The sequence below is a fragment of the Rhizobium sp. IY2 genome (assembly GCF_047532935.1).
Classification (GTDB): Bacteria; Pseudomonadota; Alphaproteobacteria; order Rhizobiales; family Rhizobiaceae; genus Rhizobium; species Rhizobium anhuiense.
Genome location: NZ_JBLKNU010000001.1, coordinates 648,155 through 667,995, shown reverse-complemented (window position 1 = coordinate 667,995; position 19,841 = coordinate 648,155). Strand labels below are relative to the sequence as shown.

Sequence of the window (19,841 nt, the reverse complement as noted above, 5' to 3'; positions counted from 1 at the left end):
TCACCCCACCAATCCCTTGATCTTCGCCGCATCCTCCGCCGTCGCCGGGTTGTACACGACCATGCTGAGATCCGGCCGCCCGTCCACCTGGAAGGCGGAATATTCGAAGGCGAGCGGGCCGAGGATGGGGTGGCGGATATGCTTGGCGCCCTCGCCGTGGCTGCGCACGTCGTTGTCGCGCCACATCGCCAGGAATTCGGGGCTCTTGCGGCAGAGTTCGTCGACGAGGGGCTCGACCTCGGCCGCGGCACCCGCGCGGGCCGCATCCACGCGGAAAGCGGCGACGACGAAGCGAGCGACACTTTCCCAGTCGTATTGAGCGGCGCGTACGCGCGGATCGAGGAAGATGAAGCGCAGCACGTTGCGCTCTTCCGGCGGCAGCGCGCCGTAATCGGTTAGAAGCACCGTCGCCGCCCTGTTCCAGGCAATCACGTCCCAGATGGCGTTGCGGATCAGCGCCGGGCTCGGGTCCAGCGCATCAAGCACGCCCTGCAACCTCGGCGTCACGCCCTCTTGTCTGTGGTAACGCACCTCGGGCGGTCGACCGAGGCCGATGAGGAAGAGATGCTCGCGCTCGACATCAGTCAGCATCAGCGCGCGAGAGATCCGGTCGAGCACGTCGGCAGACGGCGCCCCGCCACGCCCCTGCTCCAGCCAGGTGTACCAGGTCGGGCTGATATTGGCGCGGCTCGCGACCTCCTCGCGCCGCAGACCCGGCGTGCGCCGCCGCTCCCCCGCAAAGCCGAAGGCAGCGGGATCGAGCCTGACGCGGCGCCCCTTCAAATAGGCACCGAGCCGATTGTCCGAGGTGACGAATTCGCCCATCCTGTTAGCCTTTATACCATGATAATGTCACTACTTTACCATGATATAGGCAGGGCCGATATGTGTCTCCGGCAAAAACTGGAGATATCACATGCGCGTATTCGTCACTGGAGCCACCGGCTGGGTCGGCTCGGCCGTCGTCGATGAACTGATCGCCGCCGGCCACAAGGTGCTCGGCCTCACCCGCTCGGACAAGGGAGCGGATCAACTGGCCGCCGCCGGTGCCGAGGTCCATCGCGGCACGCTCGACGACCTGGACAGCCTGAAGAGCGGCGCGGCAGAGGTGGATGGCGTCGTCCACACGGCCTTCAATCATGATTTCTCGAAATTTGCCGAGAACTGCGCCGCCGACCGGCGCGCCATCGAGGCGCTGGGCGAAGCCCTCCAAGGTTCCGGCCGGCCGCTGCTGGTGACGGCGGGCCTCGGCCATGCGCCGGGGCGCACCGGCACCGAGAAGGACCCGCCCATGCCAACGTCGCAGACCTACCCTCGCGCCTCCGAAATCACCGCGATATCGCTTGTCGCGCGTGGCGTGCGGGCCGCCACCGTCCGGCTGCCGCCGTCAGTACATGGCCATGGCGATCATGGTTTCGTGCCGATCCTGATCGATTTGGCCCGGCGGACGGGAGTCTCGGCCTATATCGGCGAAGGGCAGAACCGCTGGCCCGCCGTGCACCGGCTCGATGCCGCCCGGCTCTATCGGCTGGCGCTGGAGCGCGGCGCTGTCGGTGGCCCGTTCCTGTCAGTCGCAGAAGAGGGAGTTCCCTTCAGGCAGATTGCCGAGGTCATCGGCCGGCGGCTCGATGTGCCCGCTGTCTCGCTCTCACGGGAAGAAGCGGCCGAGCATTTTGGCTGGTTTGGCATGTTCGCCGGCTTCGACGTCCCGACATCGAGCGAGCATACCCGCGCGCTGCTCAGCTGGGAGCCAAAGCAGCCCGGCCTCCTCGCCGATATCGACCATCCGGCCTATTTCGGTGGGTAGGAACAGTGTCCACATATGAAACTGGAGCATTTCCCTGACTGGAGAAAACGGAAATGCCTCGCGGCTTGGCTCGTGAGGAGAAGCAGCGACAGCCGGAGCTAGTGCGACCGGCTCTCGTTCCTAGCGGCCGGATCGTAGTTGATATCCCAATCCTTCCCGGACTTCTTCTTGCCGGGCGGGTTCTTGTTCACCGTGGCATCTTCCGAGCCGGTGATCACGGTCGGTTTGGCGCTGGCCACACCGCTGCTTTTCCGGTCGGCCTGGGATCTGGCGAACTGGCCGGCTGCGTCTTTTTTGGGATCAGCCATGTCATTGGCCCTTCTGCTTCAGCGCATCGCTGAGAGTCTTCGTCTCGGGATCGCGGTTGTTTTCGCCATGCGCGTCGCGATCGCGATCCGGATCGTCCTTGGCCTTCATGTAGCCGCGAGGTTTATTTCCCTTCGGCCCTTCCCAGCGGGGAGACTGATCGGTGGTGCCGGGGGCGCCGTCTTTCGGTGTCGTCATGCCCATCTTCGTTTCTCCTTGTTGAACAGGGGAAACCGAAAAGATCAGGAAGTGTTCCCGCGGGAATTCTTCCCCGGTGAGCCGCCCTGTCGTTCGAAAGCAAGCTTGGCGCAGCAGAGGTGAGCAGGCCCAACCCGCTACCCGGCCCCGCCCTCCGCAAAAAATATGGAACCGTGTTGTCCGCCATTGGTTGACCAGAGGTCTACCTCAAACATGGAGCCGAAAATGAGCAAGACCAACGTTCGTGAACTCCAGAAACGCGCCGAACGGCAGGTAAAGAACACCAGCGCCGGCGGCCATCTCGGCGGCACATATTTCGGGCAGCAACCGGATGGAAAGACCGCCTCGTCGACCAGCAACGACAGCGCCAAGGCGCGGCCGAACGACGGAAGCAAATAGGCGCCGCGGACCCTACCTCACCCAGTAAAAGAATTTCTCCTGCGCCCAGGGACCTGGGCGCCTCCTCTGCTCGCGCCACTCCACCTCGCTATTGATCGGCGACGCCTCCGCTCTAGCTTCTGCTCGCGGGCAGAGCGGCCGCGAGGGATACAATCTTTGGGCGAAGGCTGAGGGGCGACGTGGCATCCTATTCGATTGACGATGCGATCCGGGAACTTGCGCCGGCTCTCGGCAAGGCGCCGGCGGGCGCGGTCAGTGGCGAATGGACTGCCACCACGATGCAGGCGGGGCACTCGTCCCGGACGGGCGGTTACCGCGATGCCGAAGGAAACTATGTCCCGGAGGCCTCCAGGCATCCGCTCGATATCATCTCCGAAGTCGTCGAAAAGCTCGGTGCATCAGGGGTGCCTCGCTTCAACAAGGTGCTAATACGCTGGAAGAAGCCGAAGTTTCCCTTCATGCGGGGAGAGATCACGCTCCAAACCAGTTATGATGGGACGATCGTGCCGCGCGCCCCCGACGACCCGATCTACGAAACCGCAGCCGCTGCGCGGCGCGTCTTCTGGCAGAGCCGCGGTACAGTGCTTCAGAACTTTGCGGCCGAGCGCGGAACGGCCAACATTCACGCCCAGACGAAATGGTTCGGCCCGCATCGCCGCATCCTCGCCGTCCAGGCGCCGGAAAGGCTGACGCTTGCCACCGACGGGCTGTCGACCCCTTGGGCCGGCATATCCGAGCCGGAGAACGGCGTGGAATGCGAACTCTTCATGGAATTCGGCCCCGCGACCCTGAATGCGGAGGGGATCAAAAACTGGGCAAACCTGCTGATCAACATCGGCGACCTCGTGGCAGACGGCTATCGCGTCGCCCGCGATGTCGAGAAACACGGCGCCATCCTGTTCTGCCGGCTGACCGAGGATTATAGCCCGATGAGCCGGATCATGCTGAGCCAGGCCCCCGGGCGGATCGACGGCCTGCCTTTCGGCTCCGTGCCGCTGATCCGGGCAACGCCGATCGCCGAAGCCGAGATCGAAGGGCAGGATCTTTCCGACGACTGGGGCGCTGCGGCCGCCCGCAACGCGCTCGCGAAACGCGGCATCGGCAGTCATTGATGTCGGCTGGTGCCGGGCGGTTGCCGCCCGGCCAGCGCGATCTTGGACTATTCCTGGATGTCGGGCTCGACGACCCTGGCGAGGTTTCGCAGCGACTCCTGCCAGCCGAGATAACAAGCCTCGGGCGGAATGACGTCAGGCACGCCGGCCTGCACGATGTCCACCTCGGTGCCGACCGAGACCTTTTTCAGTGTCACGGTGACTTCCATTTCGCCAGGCAGGTTGGGGTCGTCGAACCTGTCGGTGTAACGCAGGCGTTCACCTGGGACGAGCTCCAGATATTCGCCGCCGAAGGCGTGGCTGTTGCCCGTCGTGAAGTTACGGAAAGACATTCTGAACGTGCCGCCGACAACCGGCTCCGAATGATGCACGGTGCAGAGGAAGCCGTTCGGCGGAAGCCACTTGGCAAGCGCGTCCGCCTCCAGGAATGCGCGGTAGACTTTCTCCGGGCTGGTCGCCAGAACGCGGTGCAGGCGTATGGTACTCGGCATGGTCGTGATCCTTTTTGAATGGACGGAATGGACGAACCTAGGACGGGCGTGGGCTGATCGATCCGACACCGGATGGAACTTTTCTTCAAGAAAAATTGCTCAAAGCATGTCGCGCAAAACTATGCAGCGGTTTGCGTCGCGGCTCAGCCGGGCATGCCGTCGAACTGTGGAAGATCGAGCGGCCTTGCCCAGGCGAGCCGCCGCTTGGTGAACATTTCGACTCCCGGCTTGATGAGCTCGGGCCGATCCAGACTGCCTAGCGTCACGAAGACGAGGCCAGGAAAGCTCTCCAGGTTGCTGCTGAACAATCTGGCGCCGCAATCCGGGCAAAAATTGCGGTCGAGCCCCTTGCCTGAATCGGCGACATAGTGAAACGCCTTCGGGCTACCGCTGATCACGGTGAAATCATCCTGCGGTACGGCGAAGAACGTGGCGGCCTCACCGCCCGTTGCCCTCTTGCAGTCCAGGCAATGGCAGTTGGCGACAAAGTTCGGGTCGGTGTCGAAGGCAAATCTCACCGCGCCGCAAGCGCATTGTCCCGTATATTTCCCCGTCATGTCAGGCGCCTTTCATCCCGTGTTTGAACGTTGGCTCGCCGCCGCCGTGCTGCAGACGTCGTCGAGACGCACCTGCGGCCGGCGTCAGCACAAGCCGAATGAGGAGATCTCGACCTTCAGGGCAGCCGTCGTGCCCAGGGTTTAAGCCCTTAAGCCGCGTCCTGCTTTCTCAAGGCCTCAAGAAGCCTCCGGGCGCCCTGTTTTGACGAAGCCGGGTTTTGACCGGTGATCAGCAGGCCGTCCTGGACGACATGCACGCCCCAATCCGCCGTCTTCGAAAACTTTGCGCCCTGCTCCTTCAATACATCCTCGAGCAGGTAGGGAACGACCTCGACCAGGTGCATCGCCTCTTCTTCGGAATCGGTGAAACCCGTGACCGTCCGGCCCTTGGCGATGGGCTTTCCATCCGGCGCCTTCACATTCGTCAGGATACCTGGTGCGTGGCAAACGAGCGCCACGGGTTTTCCCGCCGCGAGCATATCCTCGATGAGCGACAGAGCGTTGCGGTCGTTCGTCAGATCCCAAAGCGGACCGTGCCCGCCGGGGAAGAACACGCTGTCATAGTCCGCCTGGTTGATGTCGGACAATCTCAAGGTGTTGGCGAGCGCAGCCGTTGCCGCCTGGTCGCGCTCGAACCGCCGCGTGTCTTCCGTCTGGAAGGCCGGCTCGTTGCTCTTCGGATCGAGTGGAGGCTGGCCGCCCTTCGGCGAAGCGAGCGTGATGTCGGCTCCGGCGCCACGGAAAACAAAGTAAGGGGCGGCGAGCTCCTCGAGCCAGAAGCCCGTCTTCCTGCCGGTGTTTCCCAGTTGATCATGCGATGTGAGAACCATGAGAATTTTCATTGCTCAGCTCCTTCAAAGCCGGCCGGCGGACAACGCCGTCGGCGCCCGGTTTTACGGTGAATACTGCCTGCAGATCTCATGCTGAAACGGGAGAGGACATAGAGCGGCTGCGCTGGGAAACAAGCTTTCCCGCGTGGTGTTTTGCTAGAATTGTCTGAGCAGAAGCCTAACCCAACGAACGGATGTCCCGGGCGACCTCGCTCATGTCATCATTGAACTGGTGATCCCTGCCCTCGAGCGTGCGCACCACGGCGTGCGGAATCGCTTTCGCGTAGAAATGGACGTGAGCCGTCGGCACCTCGTCGTCATCAATCCCATGATAGAGATGGACGGGAAGGCCGGGCGGAAGGGACCCCGAGAAATCCTCGGCACCGCCGATGTCATCGCTCGGCCATCCGCCTTCGCCGATGAAGGGTGCGGCGATGAGAAATAGCCCGCCCAACCTCGGTGTCGGCGGCTGCTCGGCAAGCGCATGCATCAAGATGGTGCCGCCGAACGAATGGCCGACGAGCATTGCGCCATCTTCCAACAAGGCGAATTCCCCGATCAGCGCAGACTTCCACGCAGAGAAGCTGGGATTGTCTTCGCCGGGCATTCGGGGATAGCGGACAACATAATTTCCACCGAGCTCGCGCTCGAGGCTCGCCACGAGCTTGTTGTCCCAGTGGTCATGAACGCCTTCGCCGGCGCCTTGGACAAAGAGAACCTGTTTGATCATCCCGTCAGCCTATTCCCCATAGCAGAGGCAGACAAGATTGCAGCCGCGGCCACGCCCAAACTGTCCGACCTGAGAGATAGATGGACACATGAGGTTACCACCTATCGCCACGAAAAAGTCAGCTGTCTGCGAGAGCCGTGGACGAAACATTTTCCACAAATTCAGTAGAAAAAGAACGACCTGTCTTTCTCATAATCCCTCAAGCCTCTAGCTTCCACATTGCAAATCGAGCGGAATCATCTGTCGACGGTCGATGGGGAGTCCCGCTTGAAAGGAAGACGAAAAACAAAAATGGCTTGCACCTTAGGAGCCTACCGGTCGGACGCAGCATGGCCAAGCCTTCGCCCCCTCGGTTTCTGGTCCGCTCGACACCACCGATCGCGAAACAATGCAGCCAACCTCGGCAGAACCCTTGCAATGACCTGATGATATGGGCTTGCTGATCCCATGATACATTCCCAACCCGAAGCGATCCAATGAAAGAGCCTATATCAGATCAGATCCTTACCGCCGCCAGCGCGCTTTTTTATAGCGAAGGTATTCGCGCCGTCGGCATAGATCGAATCATCGAAGAAGCAAACGTTGCCAAGGCGACCCTCTATCGACACTTCCCATCCAAGGACCACCTCGTGGCAGCCTATCTCCAGGATCGCCACGACCGCGTCATTCGTTCGCTACAGGAGGTTTTGGATGCGGCAAGCATGCCGAGGGATCAGATCAAACTGATTTTCGAGCGCTTGTACGAAAAGGCCGACAGCCCGGAGTTTCGGGGCTGCGCCTTTGCACTTGCCGTCGCCGAGCACGGCGATTCAGAACGTGTCCTCACCGTCGCGCGAACGCACAAGAAGGTCGTGAGGGACATATTTCGCACCATCCTGTCGAGGGCCGATGTCAAGCCCGACCAGGCGGCTGCTCACCTTTCCCTTCTCTATGAAGGCGCCCTTGCCACGGTGGCGGTCGGACGCGATCCCCAGGCCGTTCTCGTCGCCCGGGACTGCGCGCTATCGGTATTCGACGCGGCAATCTACTCGACCACATCTCTTGAGAAGAACGGAACATGACAAAGACCATCGATTACTTCTTCGGCATTGGCTCTCCCTGGGCTTTTATCGGCCTCGAGCCATTTGCGGCGCTCGCCTCCGAGCATGGGGCATCGATCCGCCCCTATGTGATCCCGTTGATCGAGGACAATGGCGCGATCTATTCCCGCAACCGGCCGGAAGCGCGCCGCGCCTATTGGGTCAAGGACCTGAAACGTTGGGCCGCGCTGCGGGGTAAAACGCTGAACTTCGAAAACCGCGCCGCCCTTTCTGACCCGACCCCCGCCGGTTTCATGGTCATTGCCGCCATCGATGCGGGGCAAGACTGGCTCAGACTGACAAAGGCGCTTCAGGAGGCCTTCTGGACATGTGGCGAGGACATCGGCCGAGCCGAGGTTCGTCGCGCAATTGCGGATAAGGCAGGGTTCGACGGTGCAGTTCTGGAGCAGCGCGCTCAGGCCGAGGACGTGCAGGCGATCTGGAAATCGAACGCCGAGACCGCCAAGGCTGCCGGTGTCTTCGGGCTTCCAACCTTCCGATACGAAGACGAGTTGTACTGAGGACAGGACAGCCTGCCATTCCTCGAGCGCCATCTCAACGGCGACAAGATCGCCGCCTGATGGATCATCGAGCAGGCCGGCGCCAACAGCATCGGCCCGTTCGTCCCCCGCCAGAGCATCATCCGGAGCACTCCATGTCCATCACCCCCACCGAATGGCTGGCGGCGCATCCGGATAACCCTAGCCGCGTCATTCCTGAAGAGCGTCGAGGCGGCAAATGAGTGTTCTTTCTCCCGCTCTTTCGCAAACGCTTCGCATCCGTTTCGGCGATCGCTTCTCCATCTCGCAGGCCTTGCGCGAACAGCACGGCCGCGGTGAATCCCACCACACGCCCGCCATCCCGGATGCTGTCGTGTTTGCGGAAAGCACCGAGGACGTGGCCGAGATCGTCCGGCTCTGCGCGGCTGAAGACGTGCCGGTGATCGCGTTTGGCGCAGGCACCTCGCTCGAAGGCCATCTGACGGCGGTGCGCGGCGGTGTCTCGATCGATCTTTCACGCATGTCGCAGATCGTCCGCGTCAGCGCCGAGGACCTCGATTGCACCGTCGAGGCCGGTGTGAGCCGCGAGCAATTGAACACGCATCTGCGCGATATGGGCCTGTTTTTCCCGATCGATCCCGGCGCCAACGCCTCGATCGGCGGCATGGCCTCGACGCGGGCATCGGGGACGAACGCCGTGCGCTACGGTACCATGCGCGAAAACGTCCTGTCACTGACCGTCGTGCTGCCGAGCGGCCAGGTCATCCGCACCGGCGGCCGGGCGCGCAAGTCGTCAGCCGGCTACGATCTGACCCGACTGTTCGTCGGTTCCGAGGGTACGCTCGGCATCATTACCGAGGTGACGCTCAGGCTCTACGGCATCCCGGAGACGATTTCCGCAGCGCTCTGCTCGTTCGAAAGCGTCGAGCAGGCGGTCAATGCGGCGATTGCGGTCGTGCAGCTCGGCATTCCGGTTGCCCGCATGGAGTTGATGGACCGCGGCCTGATCGCGGCCGTCAACGCCTATTCCAATCTGTCGCTGAAGATCGAGGACACGCTCGCCTTCGAATTTCATGGCTTTCCGGCTGGGGTTCAGGAGCAGGTCGAAATGGTCAAGGCGATCGTCGAGGAGAATGGCGGCAAGGATTTCGAATGGGCAAACGCACCTGAAGAGCGCAACCGGCTGTGGAAGGCGCGTCACAACGCGTTCTACGCGGTCGTCTCCCAGCGCCCGCATGCCAAAGGCTGGTCATCCGACGTCTGCGTCCCTGTCTCACAGCTCAGCAGCTGCATCCTCAAGACGCGTGATCTTCTGCGCGGCTGCAGCGTTCCCGCCGCCATTCTCGGCCATGTCGGCGACGGCAATTATCACGTCGTCTTCGCTGTCGACCCGGGAAATCAGGCGGAACTCAATGAGGTTGCAGCCATCAACAAGAAGATGGTGCAACATGCAATCTCGGTGGGCGGCACCTCTACCGGCGAACACGGCGTCGGTACCGGCAAGATTGGCTATCTGCGCGGGGAACATGGCGATGCCGTCGATCTCATGGCCGTCATCAAGCATGCCATCGATCCGACAGGCATCATGAACCCAGGCAAAGTCTTGCCCGGATAGACGTCCGCAGTCCGTTGATAAACCCTTGTTTGCCTGGAGCTTTACAAATGAGTTCGTTTCAGCCCCATAGCTCCCACTGGGGCGCCTTTTCCGGCCGCTACGAAGATGGAAAGCTTGAAATCCGTCCCCATCCGGCCGACCCGCATCCATCGCCCCTGCTGGGCAATCTCGCCGCGATCGCCCATAGTCCGGCGCGCATCAGACGTCCGGCTGTCCGGCGCGGCTGGCTCGAAGGCAGCACCGGCAACGCGCAAAATCGCGGGGCAGACGATTATGTCGAAGTCAGCTGGCCGCAGGCGCTGGACCTTGTTTCGAAGGAACTTCGGCGCGTTTATGCAGACTTCGGCGCGCAGGCCGTGTTCGGTGGGTCCTATGGTTGGTCGAGCGCCGGACGCTTCCATCATGCGCAGAGCCAGATCCATCGGTTTCTGAATGTGCTGGGCGGATATATCAGATCCGTCAACACCTACAGCTCGGGTGCGGCCATGGTCATCATCCCGCATGTCTTGGGACCCTACGATCATTTCGAGCGCAAGAGCGTCACCTGGGATGCCATCGAGCGGAGCAGCGAACTGGTCGTCGCCTTCGGCGGAATGGCGATCAAGAACACGGATGTGCATGGCGGCGGCATCAGTGCGCATATCGTGCCCCGGACGCTGAATGGCGCGCACGCGCGCGGTGCGCGTTTTGTCCTCATCAGCCCCCTGAAAGACGATTTTCCTGCTGAGGTGAACGCCGAATGGCTGCCCATCTTGCCCGGCACCGACATAGCGCTGATGCTCGGCCTCGCGCATGTGCTTGCCAGCGAGGGATTGCACGACCGCCAATTTCTCGACCGCTATACGGTCGGCTACGAGCGCTTCGAGGACTACCTGCTTGGCCGGACCGATGGTGTCGAAAAGAGCCCGGAATGGGCGTCCCATATCTGCGGCATCGGCAAAGACACCATCAGGAAGCTCGCGCTTTCCATGGCGCGCGCCAGGACGCTGATCACCGTCAGCCATTCCCTGCAGCGTGCCGAGCATGGCGAGCAACCGGTCTGGATGGGCATCGTGCTCGCCGCAATGCTCGGGCAGATCGGACTGGATGGCGGCGGCTATTCCTATTCGCTTGGCGCATTGGGCAATATCGGCAAACACCAGCTTGCCGTCCCACTGCCCACGCTCAGTCAATTCAAGAACGCCGTGCCGGATTTCATTCCCGTCGCGCGCATCGCCGACATGCTCCTCAATCCGGGCAGCGCGTTCAACTATAATGGTCAGGCGATGCGTTATCCCGACATCCGCCTCGTCTATTGGGCGGGCGGCAACCCATTCCATCACCATCAGGATCTCAACAGGCTGCGGGCGGCGTTCAGGAGGCCGGAAACCATCATCGTGCATGAGACGGCCTGGACGTCGTCGGCCCGTCATGCCGACATCGTGCTGCCGGCGACCACCACGCTCGAGCGGGACGACATCGGCGCGGCGGACCGCGATCCGCTGATGATCGCCATGAAAAAGTTGATCGAGCCGGTCGGCGAAGCGCGGGACGACTATGACATCTTTTCCGAGATAGCCCGCCGCCTCGGCAGAGCCGAAGAGTTCACCGAAAACCGCACCAGCAAGGAATGGCTCGCCTTTCTTTTCGAGACGACGCAAAAGGCGCTTGCTACCGCCGGACACGAGGCCCCCGCCTTCGAGACGTTCTGGGAGCGCGGAGAGATCCGCCTGCCGCTGAAGCCCGACGACGGCGGACCGGCGCGCGCCTTCCGAGATGATCCGTCCGGATCTCCGCTGCAGACGCCTTCCGGAAAGATCGAGATCTTTTCCGAGACGATCGAGAGCTACGGTTACGACGATTGCCGCGCCCATCCGCGATGGTATCCCCCCAAGATGGAGGCAGAGGGCGATGCAAGCAACTACCCGCTCCATCTGGTCTGCAATCAGCCGCATCAACGGCTGCACAGCCAGTTGGACTATGGCGACTTCAGCCGTTCCACCAAGATCAAGGGCCGGGAACCGGTCCGCATCAACCCGGCCGACGCGGCCGAGCGCGGCATCGCCGATGGCGACATTCTGAGGCTGTTCAACGCCCGCGGCAGCTGCCTTGCGGCGGCGGTGATAAGCGAGGACGTGCGACAGGGCGTGATGCAGCTTGCGACGGGTGCGTGGTTCGAGCCCAACGACCCAGCAACCGAGAAGTCCATGTGCATCCACGGCAACCCGAATATCCTCACCCGCGACATCGGAACCTCGCAATTGGCCCAGGGCTCGACCGGACAGCTTACCAGGGTGGAGGCGGAGCGGTTCGCCGGCGAACTGCCTCCCGTGCGGATCTTCGAGGGAATGAAGTTCGCAGACATATCGCGACAAGCCCGGAAAAGCTGATCCACACACACGCAGAAACCGAACAAAATAATCCATAAATTTAGTAGAAAAAGAACAACTGGTCTTTCTCCCTCCTGTTGCCCTGCTAGGCTATGCGTCGTGATCTCCTTGGCAAACAATACAGGACCGCATTATGATCGAACGCTTTTCCCCGTTCTCCCTTCCCCGGCGTCGTCTGCTGATCGCCACCTCTGCACTGGCAATCGCCGCCTTGGTGGTAACGGCGGAGTTCAATCCGGCTCTGAGTGCCGATAGCCCACACAACGGCGGTGACATCACCTTCCTCATCGACTCGCTGGGCGATACCTGGATCCCGAACAACAGCGCCATCTCCAGTTTCCAGGGCCACATCTGGGGCCATGTGACCGATAAGCTCCTTTACGTCGACGCTGACGGCAAGGTCAGCCCCTGGATTGCCGAGCGCTGGGAACAGAACGACAAGGCCACCGAGTTCACCCTGCACCTGAAGAGCGGCGTAACCTTCTCCGACGGCACCCCGCTCGACGCACCCGCCGTCGTCGCCAACCTCGATATCTGGTACGCCGGCCGCAAGAGCGAGGGCATCAACCCGATCGGCCTCTTCCCGAAGACTTACGACCACGCCGAGGCGGTGGACGCGAGCACAGTGAAGGTCTTCTTCAAGGCGCCGACGCTCGGCTTCATCCCGACACTCGGCTACCACGGCTCGATCCTGATCTCCCCGAAGACCCTCGCGCAGCCTGCCGCCCAGCAGGCCGACCTCAGCAAAACCGCCGGCAGCGGCCCCTATGTGGTCGATTCCTGGAAGGAAGGCGACTTCGTCAAGCTGGTCAAGCGCAAGGACTACAACTGGGGTCCCGCCGCGGTCGGCCATACCGGCCCGGCCTATCTCGACACGATCACCTATAAGCTGGTGTCCGAGCCGTCGCTACGCGTGGCTGCGGTTCAGTCCGGCCAGGCCGACGTCGCCTACAACGCCTCACCGCAGGAGCTGGAGTCTCTCAAGGCAGAGGGCTTCACCACCGTGACACCACGTTATCTCGGCTTCGTGAACGGCTGGGCAGTCAACACCAAGCTTGCGCCATACGATGACGTAAAAGTACGCCAGGCCCTCCAGGCCGGCATCAATCGCCAGGAGATCATCGACACCGTCTATACACCCGACTGGAAACTGGCGACCTCCTTCATCCAGAGCAACGTGCCGGGAGCGACCGACCAAAGCGCCCTGCTGGTCTACAACCCCGAAAAGGCCGAGAAGCTCCTCGACGAAGCGGGTTGGACAAAGGGCGCGGACGGCATCCGCACCAAGAACGGCCAGCCGCTGGTGCTGACGCTGCATTCCAACCCCTACCTCGCAACCTCGAAATCGGTCGATGAGCTTATCGCCCAGCAGCTCGGCAAAATCGGCTGGAAAGTCGCTATCCGTTCCTACGACGTCGTCACCTACGGCCAGAAGGTCAAATACGGCAGCCCGGCCGTGCCGGCCTATGAGGTGACGCGCAGCTTCATCGACGCCGGCACCGTCGCCAGTATCCTGACAAATGCCAACAACGGCGAGAACTGGTTCGCCCTCGACGAGAGCGACAAGACGCTCAACGAACTCCGGGACAAGATCGCCAGCGCCGGTTCCATCGAAAGCCGCAAACCGCTCCTCGACGAACTGCAGAAATACATCCTCGATCAGGGTTACTTCATCCCCCGCACACAGATCGTCCAGCGGATCTACGTGCAGTCTCCGAAGCTCAAGGGCGAAGTCTACAACGGCGTCGCCTATGCCAGCTACTACACGGCCACGAAAAGCGAATAACCCGCAATTAAACCGAGCAACGTAAGAAGGTGACGGCATGAGCAAAGCCTACCTCAACTACGCCGCAAAACGCCTCGTGCAGGCGATCGTCGTGATCCTGCTGGCTTATGTCTTGACCTTCGTCGTCGTCAGCATCCTGCCCGGCGACCCGATCACCAATGTCCTGAACAATCCTCAGAATGGCTTCACACCGGATGAGATCAAGGAGATCATCGCCGCCCAGGGCCTGGATAGGCCGATCCCGGTCCAGCTGTGGACATCTTTTTCCGGATTCGTGACCGGGGATCTCGGCCTGTCGATGCGGACCAACCGGCCCGTCTCGACCCTGATCGCCGAGGTGCTTCCGTCGACCTTGGTCCTTGCTTCCGCAGGTCTCGTCGTCGCGCTGCTGCTGTCGGCAGTGATCGCCTATGGCACGCAGTTTCTGCCAAAACGGCTCGGTCAGGGCCTGCTGCGGGGCTTCCCGTCCTTGTTCCTGTCGGTGCCGAACTTCGTGATCGGCCTGGTGCTGATCCATCTCTTCGGTTTCCAGCTCGGCGTCTTTCGCGTGATCGAGCCCGACAGCTTCTGGGCGACGCTTTTCGCGGCCATCGCGCTCGGCATCCCCATCTCGGCACAAATCGCCGAAGTGCTCATCGCCAATCTCGATCATGAGTCCGGGCAGGAATACGCCGCCGTCGCACGGGGCCGCGGCCTCGGGCAAATGCGCCTGTTCGCCAAGCACCTGCTCAAGCCGTCGTCGCTGCCGGTTATCACCGTCATCGCGCTCACCATCGGCGAACTGCTCGGCGGCTCGCTGATCACCGAGACGGTGTTCGGGCGCACCGGTCTCGGCAGCCTGGTGCAACGGTCGGTGAGCACGCAGGATCTGCCCGTCCTGCAGGCGGTCGTCTCGCTGGCAGCGGTGGTCTTCGTGATCGTCAACCTGATCGCCGATCTGACCTACCCACTGCTCGACCCGCGCGTAAAGCTTCTTGGCGCTCCCGAGCGCCGTCCAACCACGGCTGACGAAGGCTCCGCCGGCATTTCCAAGGCGGTGACGCTATGACCCTCGCCTCCGCTTCCTCTGCCTCGTATGTCACGGCGATCAGCCGGCTGACGGCGCTGCGCGTACCGCCGGTCGTCGCGCTGTCCTTCGCTATCGTCGCGCTTGCCATCGCCTGGTCTCTCGCCCCTGGCCTGTTCACGATCTATGACCCGGTCAACGGCGTTCCTGCTCAAAAGCTGCTCGGCCCCAGCGCGGCGCACTGGTTCGGCACCGATCACCTCGGCCGCGATCTCTACACCCGCGTCGTCTACGGCACGGCCTCCTCCGTGGCGAGCGCGCTGATCGCCGTCGTCATCGGCGTTGTCGCCGGCGGCCTCATCGGCCTCCTGGCCGGCTTCTTCGGCGGCTGGGTGGACACCCTGTTCGCCCGCCTGGTCGACGTTCTGCTGGCCATTCCGAAATTCCTGCTGGCCGTCATCGTCGTCACCGCGATCGGCTTCGACACCACCAACGCCGCCATCGCAACCGGCGTTTCGGCGGTCGCCCTCTTCGCCCGGGTGATGCGCTCGGAGGTGATCAAGACCCGGCAAGCGACATTTGTCGAATCTTCCTTTCTGCTCGGCGGGTCGCGCTGGCACATCCTGTGGCGCCATGTGCTGCCGAACGCCTCGCGCTCGGTGTTGCCGCTTGCCGTGCTGCAGTTCGGTGACTCGATCCTGGTGATCGCCAGTCTCGCTTTCCTCGGCTACGGCGACCCGCCGCCGGCCTCCGACTGGGGCCTGCTGATCTCGATCGGCAAGGACTACCTCAAATGGCCGTGGCTGGTTTACGCCCCCGCCTTCGTCACGATCGCAACCGTCCTCTCCGTGAACAGGATCAGCCGATGGCTTCGCAAAACAGACTGACTGAGCTTTTCGCCCACACCGACGCCGCCGGGCTGCCGCTCAAGCGATCAGCCCCTCTGCTCCGGGTTGACGGGTTGTCGGTTTCCTACGGGCCGCACGAAGTCGTCAGCAACATCGGGTTTCAACTCGGCCGTGGCAAGAGCCTCGCCCTCATCGGCGAGTCGGGCTCGGGCAAGTCGACCATCGCCCGGGCGGTGTTGCGGCTGCTCCCCAGCGGTGGACGCGCTGCCGGCCGCGTCGAGTTCGACGGCCAGGAGATACTGGGACTCCCGGAGCGCCGTTTCCGGCCGCTCAGAGGACGGGCGATCGGGTTCGTCCCGCAGGATCCCGGCAACTCGCTCAACCCGGTGCGGACGATCGGCGCCCAGGCGATGGAGGCGGCAGCACTCGTCGACGAGCCCAATAAGGCAATCCGCAAGGCGCTCATCCTGGAGACCTTCGCCCAGGTCGGGCTCGACAATCTCCAACGGGTCTACGACTCCTACCCGCACCAGCTCTCCGGCGGCATGCTGCAGCGCGTGCTGATCGGCCTTGCAGTCCTGCCACGGCCGTCGCTGCTGGTCGCGGACGAGCCGACGTCGGCGCTCGACGTCACGATCCAGAAGCGTATCCTCGACCTGCTTTCCAAGTTGCAGCACGAGCTTGAGATCAGCCTGCTTCTCATCACCCACGACCTGGCGATCGCCGCCGAGCGGGCGGACTCGCTGGTGGTACTCAAGGACGGCGTCGTCCAGGAAGCCGGCAGCACCGCTTCCGTCTTCTCCGCGCCCTCCTCGACATACGCCAGGAAGCTGCATGCCGACGTCCCGGCCCTCAACCCCGATCGCTACCGTGCGCTGCGCGATCCCGGCTTCCGTTTCCTCGGAACCAAAGCCGACAAGGCACCGAAGATCGAAGTCAGCGGCGTCACGAAGACCTTCACGGTCGACGGCAAGGTTCTGACGGCCGTCAATGAGGTGTCGTTTGCCGTCCCGGCTGGCACCACACACGCGCTGGTCGGCGAATCCGGTTCGGGCAAGACGACGGCAATCCGGCTGCTGCTCGGGCTCGAACAACCTGACGTCGGCAATATTGCCGTCGCCGGCGAGCAACTCACCGGTCGCTCGCACGGCTCACTGCGCGCGGTATGGCGCCACCTTCAGCTCGTTTATCAGAACCCGTTCACCTCGCTGGACCCGACCTGGAAAGTCGAGCAGCTGGTGCGCGAACCGCTCGACCGGTTCAAGATCGGCACCCGCGAGGAGCGGGCCGAGCAGGTCCGCGAAGCGCTGGCCAATGTCGGGCTCGGCGAACACCTGCTTTCCCGCAAGCCGGAAGCCTTGTCAGGTGGCCAGCGCCAGCGCGTGGCCATCGCCCGGTCGCTGGTGCTCAAGCCTGACGTCATCGTGCTCGATGAGCCCACCTCCGCGCTCGACGTCAGCGTCCAGGCCGATATCGTCGAGGTGCTGCTCTCGCTGCAAGCCAAGCTTGGCCTCACCTATGTTTTCGTCTCCCACGATCTGGCTCTGGTGCGCCAGCTCGCCCACACGGTTTCGGTGATGCAGCGCGGGCGCATCGTCGAGCATGGGACCGTCACCGACATCTTCGAACGCCCCAGGGAGCCGTACACACGCTCGCTGCTGGAATCGATCCCATCAGGCGCCGCTGCTATCGCCCGCGCGCCACCCCCCAGACCGCAGTGGTTCGTCAACGAGGAAAAGATCGCATGACCATCGCCGCGCCTGCCATCTCCCTGCCCGCACCGTTTCGTCCGAAGCAGCGGCTCGGCTTCAACACCCGGGTGTCCTTCAACGACGACGCCGGGCCGGCGCAGGGGCTACGCGACGGGATCGAGCTGTTCAAGGCCGCCGAGCGACTGGGTTATCAGTCGGGCTGGGCCTACCAACGGCACTTCGACCACTACCTGTCGTCACCGCTTCCGTTCTTCGCCGCGGCCGGCCAGCATACCAGGCATATCACCCTCGGCTCGGCTGTTATCCCGATGCGCTACCAGGACCCCATCCTGCTCGCCGAGGCGGCCGGCACGACCGACCTTCTGATCGGCGGCCGCTTGGAGCTGGCGGTCTCCACCGGCGCCAATGCGGCGTTCGACGCCGTCTTCGGTAAGGCAGACACCGATGCCCGGACGGAAGCCAAACGCCGTCAGGCGCGCTTCCTCGCCGCGATCTCGGGTGAGGTTCTCCACACCGTCGCCGGGCAAGGCCAAGGCGCCCCGGAGGGTACTGAACTACGGGTGACGCCGCACAGCCCGACCCTGCGCTCGAGGATCAGGCAGGGCTCGGCTAGTCTGGATTCGGCGGTGCAGGCTGCCAAGCTCGGAATCGGGCTCATCTCAGGCACAGTGCAGCACGACCACGACGAGGGCGAAACCTTCGGGGAGTATCAGGCTCGCTGCATCGCGGCTTTCCGTGCGACCTGGCGCGAGACGTGGAACACCCAACCGCCGCCAGTCGCCGTTGCCGCCTCAATCCTGGTCGGCACCACGGCCGAGCTTCGGGAGAAGTATGCCGCCTACGACCTCGAGCGCCGCACCCAGGGAATTGCCGCGTCCCGTCCCAAGGGGGCGCTGACGCCGGCCGCGCCAGCCAGTCAGCCGCCCGGCATCCAGATCTCCCCGGTCTTCCAAGGCACGCCCGACCAGGTGCTTGAGGCCGTGCTTGACGACCCAGGCCTTGCCTCCGCCGATGAGCTTGTGCTCTTCCTTCCCCCCGCCTTCGACCTTGCCGAAAACGTGCGGCTGCTGACGGACCTGGCAGACACGGTGGCCACCAACCTCGGCTGGTCGCCTACCATTTGAACCACACTGATGCTAGCGGCGGGCGTCGCCATTGCGGCTGGAGCAGCCATCAGGGTTTTCAATGGAGAAGGTGACCAACTCTTCCCCACCAGGCTGCGACGCGCGAATATTTTCTACAGTTTTAGTAGAAAAAGAAAGACCTGTCTTCCTATGGGATTTGTCACGCCATAACGTGAAGGCATGTTCGGCAACCCCCGGGAGAAATGCTCACATGGCCACGGAATTCATCAGCGCAAGCTTCGCCAATGCCTCCAATGACCTCAACCCTATTCCCGACGCGCCGGCCGATGCGCGTTTTCTGGAGCGATACGCACGGGCGCTCGACGATTACGGCTTCAACTACACGCTGATCCCCTATTCCTCGTCCTCCTTCGATCCGTTCACGCTTGGAGCGACGATCCTCGCACATACGAAAAAGCTCAGCATCATCGTCGCCCTACGTCCGAACACGGTCTATCCGACGGTTGCGGCGAAATCGCTGGCGACGCTCGATCAGTTGAGCGGCGGGCGCGTCGTCGTTCACTTCATTGCAGGCGGCAGCGACGAGGAGCAGGCGCGTGAAGGCGACTTCCTCAATAAGGAAGAGCGTTACGAGCGGCAGGAGGAATATATTCGCATCTTGCGTCTGGCCTGGACGTCGACCGAACCCTTTGATTTCGATGGGAAGTATTACCAGTTCAAGCAGTTCCGCAGCGCCGTGCGTCCCACCAGGGGCCTCATCCCCATCTCGCTCGGCGGCTCGTCGGATGCGGCTTACCGGATCGGCGGTTCGCTGTGCGATATCTTCGGCCTATGGGGTGAGCCGCTTGCTGAAACCAAGCAGCAGATCGACCGGATTTACGACGAAGCCGCCAAGGCTGGCCGCACGGATCGCCCGCGCATCTGGGTCACCTTCCGGCCGATCGTGGCCGAGACCGACGAATTGGCCTGGGCGAAGGCACATAAGGTTCTGGACCGGCTGAACGAGAACCGCGAGAAAGGTTTGAGCCGTGCGCCGCTTTCGGCTCCGCGTCCGGCCAATGTTGGCTCTCAGCGGCTGCTGGACATTGCTGCACGCGGCCATGTGCAGGACCGCGCACTGTGGTATCCGACAGTAACCGCCACCAATGCCAGCGGCGCCACCACCGCGCTGGTGGGTTCGCCACGCACCATCGCTGATTCCATCCTCGATTATATCGATCTTGGTGCCGACCTGATCTCGATCCGCGGCTACGACAATTACAACGATGCCGTCGATTATGGCCGCTACATCCTGCCGCTGGTGCGTGACGGCATCCGCGAGCGAGAAGAGGCCAAAAAGAAGACGGCCGCCTGATGATCACGGTCCGGTACGGTTGGACCATGCATTCAATCCCAGAACGAGCAGGCGACG

21 protein-coding genes are annotated in these 19,841 nt (G+C 62.7%); 14 read left to right on the top strand and 7 right to left on the bottom strand.

All coding sequences use genetic code 11. The features are described 5' to 3' along the window. Complete coding sequence (locus ACMUVN_RS03195) at positions 1–825, bottom strand: helix-turn-helix transcriptional regulator (protein WP_028757274.1); 825 nt, start codon at positions 823–825, stop codon at positions 1–3. A gap of 91 nt (positions 826–916) precedes the next feature. On the opposite strand from ACMUVN_RS03195, the gene ACMUVN_RS03190 reads away from it, so the two are divergent. Then, the gene (locus ACMUVN_RS03190; protein ID WP_063475174.1) at positions 917–1,807 is read left to right on the top strand and encodes an SDR family oxidoreductase; all 891 of its coding nucleotides are present in this window, start codon (positions 917–919) and stop codon (positions 1,805–1,807) included. A gap of 98 nt (positions 1,808–1,905) precedes the next feature. On the opposite strand, the gene ACMUVN_RS03185 is transcribed toward ACMUVN_RS03190, so the two are convergent. After that, positions 1,906–2,115 (bottom strand): hypothetical protein, encoded by a 210-nt coding sequence (locus tag ACMUVN_RS03185; RefSeq protein ID WP_028757272.1) that lies wholly within the window; start codon positions 2,113–2,115, stop codon positions 1,906–1,908. Position 2,116: 1 nt separating this feature from the next. Then, positions 2,117–2,317 carry a hypothetical protein gene (locus ACMUVN_RS03180; RefSeq protein WP_028757271.1) on the bottom strand — a complete coding sequence of 67 codons (201 nt, stop codon included), beginning with the start codon at positions 2,315–2,317 and terminating at the stop codon, positions 2,117–2,119. A gap of 219 nt (positions 2,318–2,536) precedes the next feature. Here ACMUVN_RS03180 and ACMUVN_RS03175 point away from each other — a divergent pair, with 219 nt between their 5' ends. Beyond that, positions 2,537–2,710, top strand: coding sequence for a hypothetical protein (locus tag ACMUVN_RS03175; RefSeq protein WP_088930348.1), 174 nt, complete (start codon positions 2,537–2,539; stop codon positions 2,708–2,710). Positions 2,711–2,889: 179 nt separating this feature from the next. Next, the gene (locus ACMUVN_RS03170) at positions 2,890–3,822 is read left to right on the top strand and encodes a hypothetical protein (RefSeq protein WP_132572381.1); all 933 of its coding nucleotides are present in this window, start codon (positions 2,890–2,892) and stop codon (positions 3,820–3,822) included. Between the two features lie 47 nt (positions 3,823–3,869). Here the strand turns inward: ACMUVN_RS03170 and ACMUVN_RS03165 are convergent, their stop codons facing one another. Together ACMUVN_RS03165 and ACMUVN_RS03160 are read right to left on the bottom strand one after the other, a co-directional pair. Then, positions 3,870–4,313 (bottom strand): SRPBCC family protein, encoded by a 444-nt coding sequence (locus tag ACMUVN_RS03165; RefSeq protein ID WP_003560606.1) that lies wholly within the window; start codon positions 4,311–4,313, stop codon positions 3,870–3,872. A 143-nt stretch (positions 4,314–4,456) separates the two neighbouring features. Then, positions 4,457–4,870 (bottom strand): GFA family protein, encoded by a 414-nt coding sequence (locus ACMUVN_RS03160; RefSeq protein WP_132572384.1) that lies wholly within the window; start codon positions 4,868–4,870, stop codon positions 4,457–4,459. 19 nt (positions 4,871–4,889) lie between these two features. Here ACMUVN_RS03160 and ACMUVN_RS03155 point away from each other — a divergent pair, with 19 nt between their 5' ends. Continuing rightward, positions 4,890–5,015 (top strand): hypothetical protein, encoded by a 126-nt coding sequence (locus tag ACMUVN_RS03155; protein ID WP_414814871.1) that lies wholly within the window; start codon positions 4,890–4,892, stop codon positions 5,013–5,015. Between the two features lie 4 nt (positions 5,016–5,019). On the opposite strand, the gene ACMUVN_RS03150 is transcribed toward ACMUVN_RS03155, so the two are convergent. Further along, a complete protein-coding gene (locus ACMUVN_RS03150; RefSeq protein WP_028757268.1) occupies positions 5,020–5,712 on the bottom strand; it encodes a type 1 glutamine amidotransferase domain-containing protein in 693 nt (230 codons plus the stop codon). A 166-nt stretch (positions 5,713–5,878) separates the two neighbouring features. Beyond that, on the bottom strand, positions 5,879–6,430 hold the full coding sequence (locus ACMUVN_RS03145; protein ID WP_028757123.1) for an alpha/beta hydrolase: 552 nt from the start codon (positions 6,428–6,430) through the stop codon (positions 5,879–5,881). A 476-nt stretch (positions 6,431–6,906) separates the two neighbouring features. On the opposite strand from ACMUVN_RS03145, the gene ACMUVN_RS03140 reads away from it, so the two are divergent. The 10 genes from ACMUVN_RS03140 to ACMUVN_RS03095 all read left to right on the top strand — a co-directional run bounded on the left by ACMUVN_RS03140 (position 6,907) and on the right by ACMUVN_RS03095 (position 19,784). Then, positions 6,907–7,491, top strand: coding sequence for a TetR/AcrR family transcriptional regulator (locus ACMUVN_RS03140; protein ID WP_063475177.1), 585 nt, complete (start codon positions 6,907–6,909; stop codon positions 7,489–7,491). Next, on the top strand, positions 7,488–8,030 hold the full coding sequence (locus ACMUVN_RS03135; protein ID WP_414814870.1) for a 2-hydroxychromene-2-carboxylate isomerase: 543 nt from the start codon (positions 7,488–7,490) through the stop codon (positions 8,028–8,030). Before ACMUVN_RS03140 ends, ACMUVN_RS03135 begins: the two co-directional genes overlap by 4 nt. 217 nt (positions 8,031–8,247) lie before the next feature. Continuing rightward, complete coding sequence (locus ACMUVN_RS03130) at positions 8,248–9,624, top strand: FAD-binding oxidoreductase (RefSeq protein WP_028758199.1); 1,377 nt, start codon at positions 8,248–8,250, stop codon at positions 9,622–9,624. 47 nt (positions 9,625–9,671) lie between these two features. Continuing rightward, complete coding sequence (locus tag ACMUVN_RS03125) at positions 9,672–11,993, top strand: molybdopterin guanine dinucleotide-containing S/N-oxide reductase (RefSeq protein WP_132572386.1); 2,322 nt, start codon at positions 9,672–9,674, stop codon at positions 11,991–11,993. 133 nt (positions 11,994–12,126) lie between these two features. Beyond that, complete coding sequence (locus tag ACMUVN_RS03120) at positions 12,127–13,779, top strand: ABC transporter substrate-binding protein (protein WP_132572389.1); 1,653 nt, start codon at positions 12,127–12,129, stop codon at positions 13,777–13,779. 37 nt (positions 13,780–13,816) lie between these two features. Next, the gene (locus ACMUVN_RS03115) at positions 13,817–14,827 is read left to right on the top strand and encodes an ABC transporter permease (RefSeq protein ID WP_132572392.1); all 1,011 of its coding nucleotides are present in this window, start codon (positions 13,817–13,819) and stop codon (positions 14,825–14,827) included. Then, complete coding sequence (locus ACMUVN_RS03110) at positions 14,824–15,672, top strand: ABC transporter permease (protein WP_132572395.1); 849 nt, start codon at positions 14,824–14,826, stop codon at positions 15,670–15,672. The genes ACMUVN_RS03115 and ACMUVN_RS03110 overlap by 4 nt, the downstream gene beginning before the upstream one ends. Then, positions 15,651–17,381 (top strand): ABC transporter ATP-binding protein, encoded by a 1,731-nt coding sequence (locus ACMUVN_RS03105; protein WP_132572398.1) that lies wholly within the window; start codon positions 15,651–15,653, stop codon positions 17,379–17,381. Before ACMUVN_RS03110 ends, ACMUVN_RS03105 begins: the two co-directional genes overlap by 22 nt. Further along, on the top strand, positions 17,378–18,469 hold the full coding sequence (locus tag ACMUVN_RS03100) for an LLM class flavin-dependent oxidoreductase (protein WP_132572401.1): 1,092 nt from the start codon (positions 17,378–17,380) through the stop codon (positions 18,467–18,469). Before ACMUVN_RS03105 ends, ACMUVN_RS03100 begins: the two co-directional genes overlap by 4 nt. Before the next feature lie 211 nt (positions 18,470–18,680). Next, the gene (locus ACMUVN_RS03095) at positions 18,681–19,784 is read left to right on the top strand and encodes an LLM class flavin-dependent oxidoreductase (RefSeq protein ID WP_132572404.1); all 1,104 of its coding nucleotides are present in this window, start codon (positions 18,681–18,683) and stop codon (positions 19,782–19,784) included. The last annotated feature ends 57 nt before the right edge of the window (positions 19,785–19,841 follow it).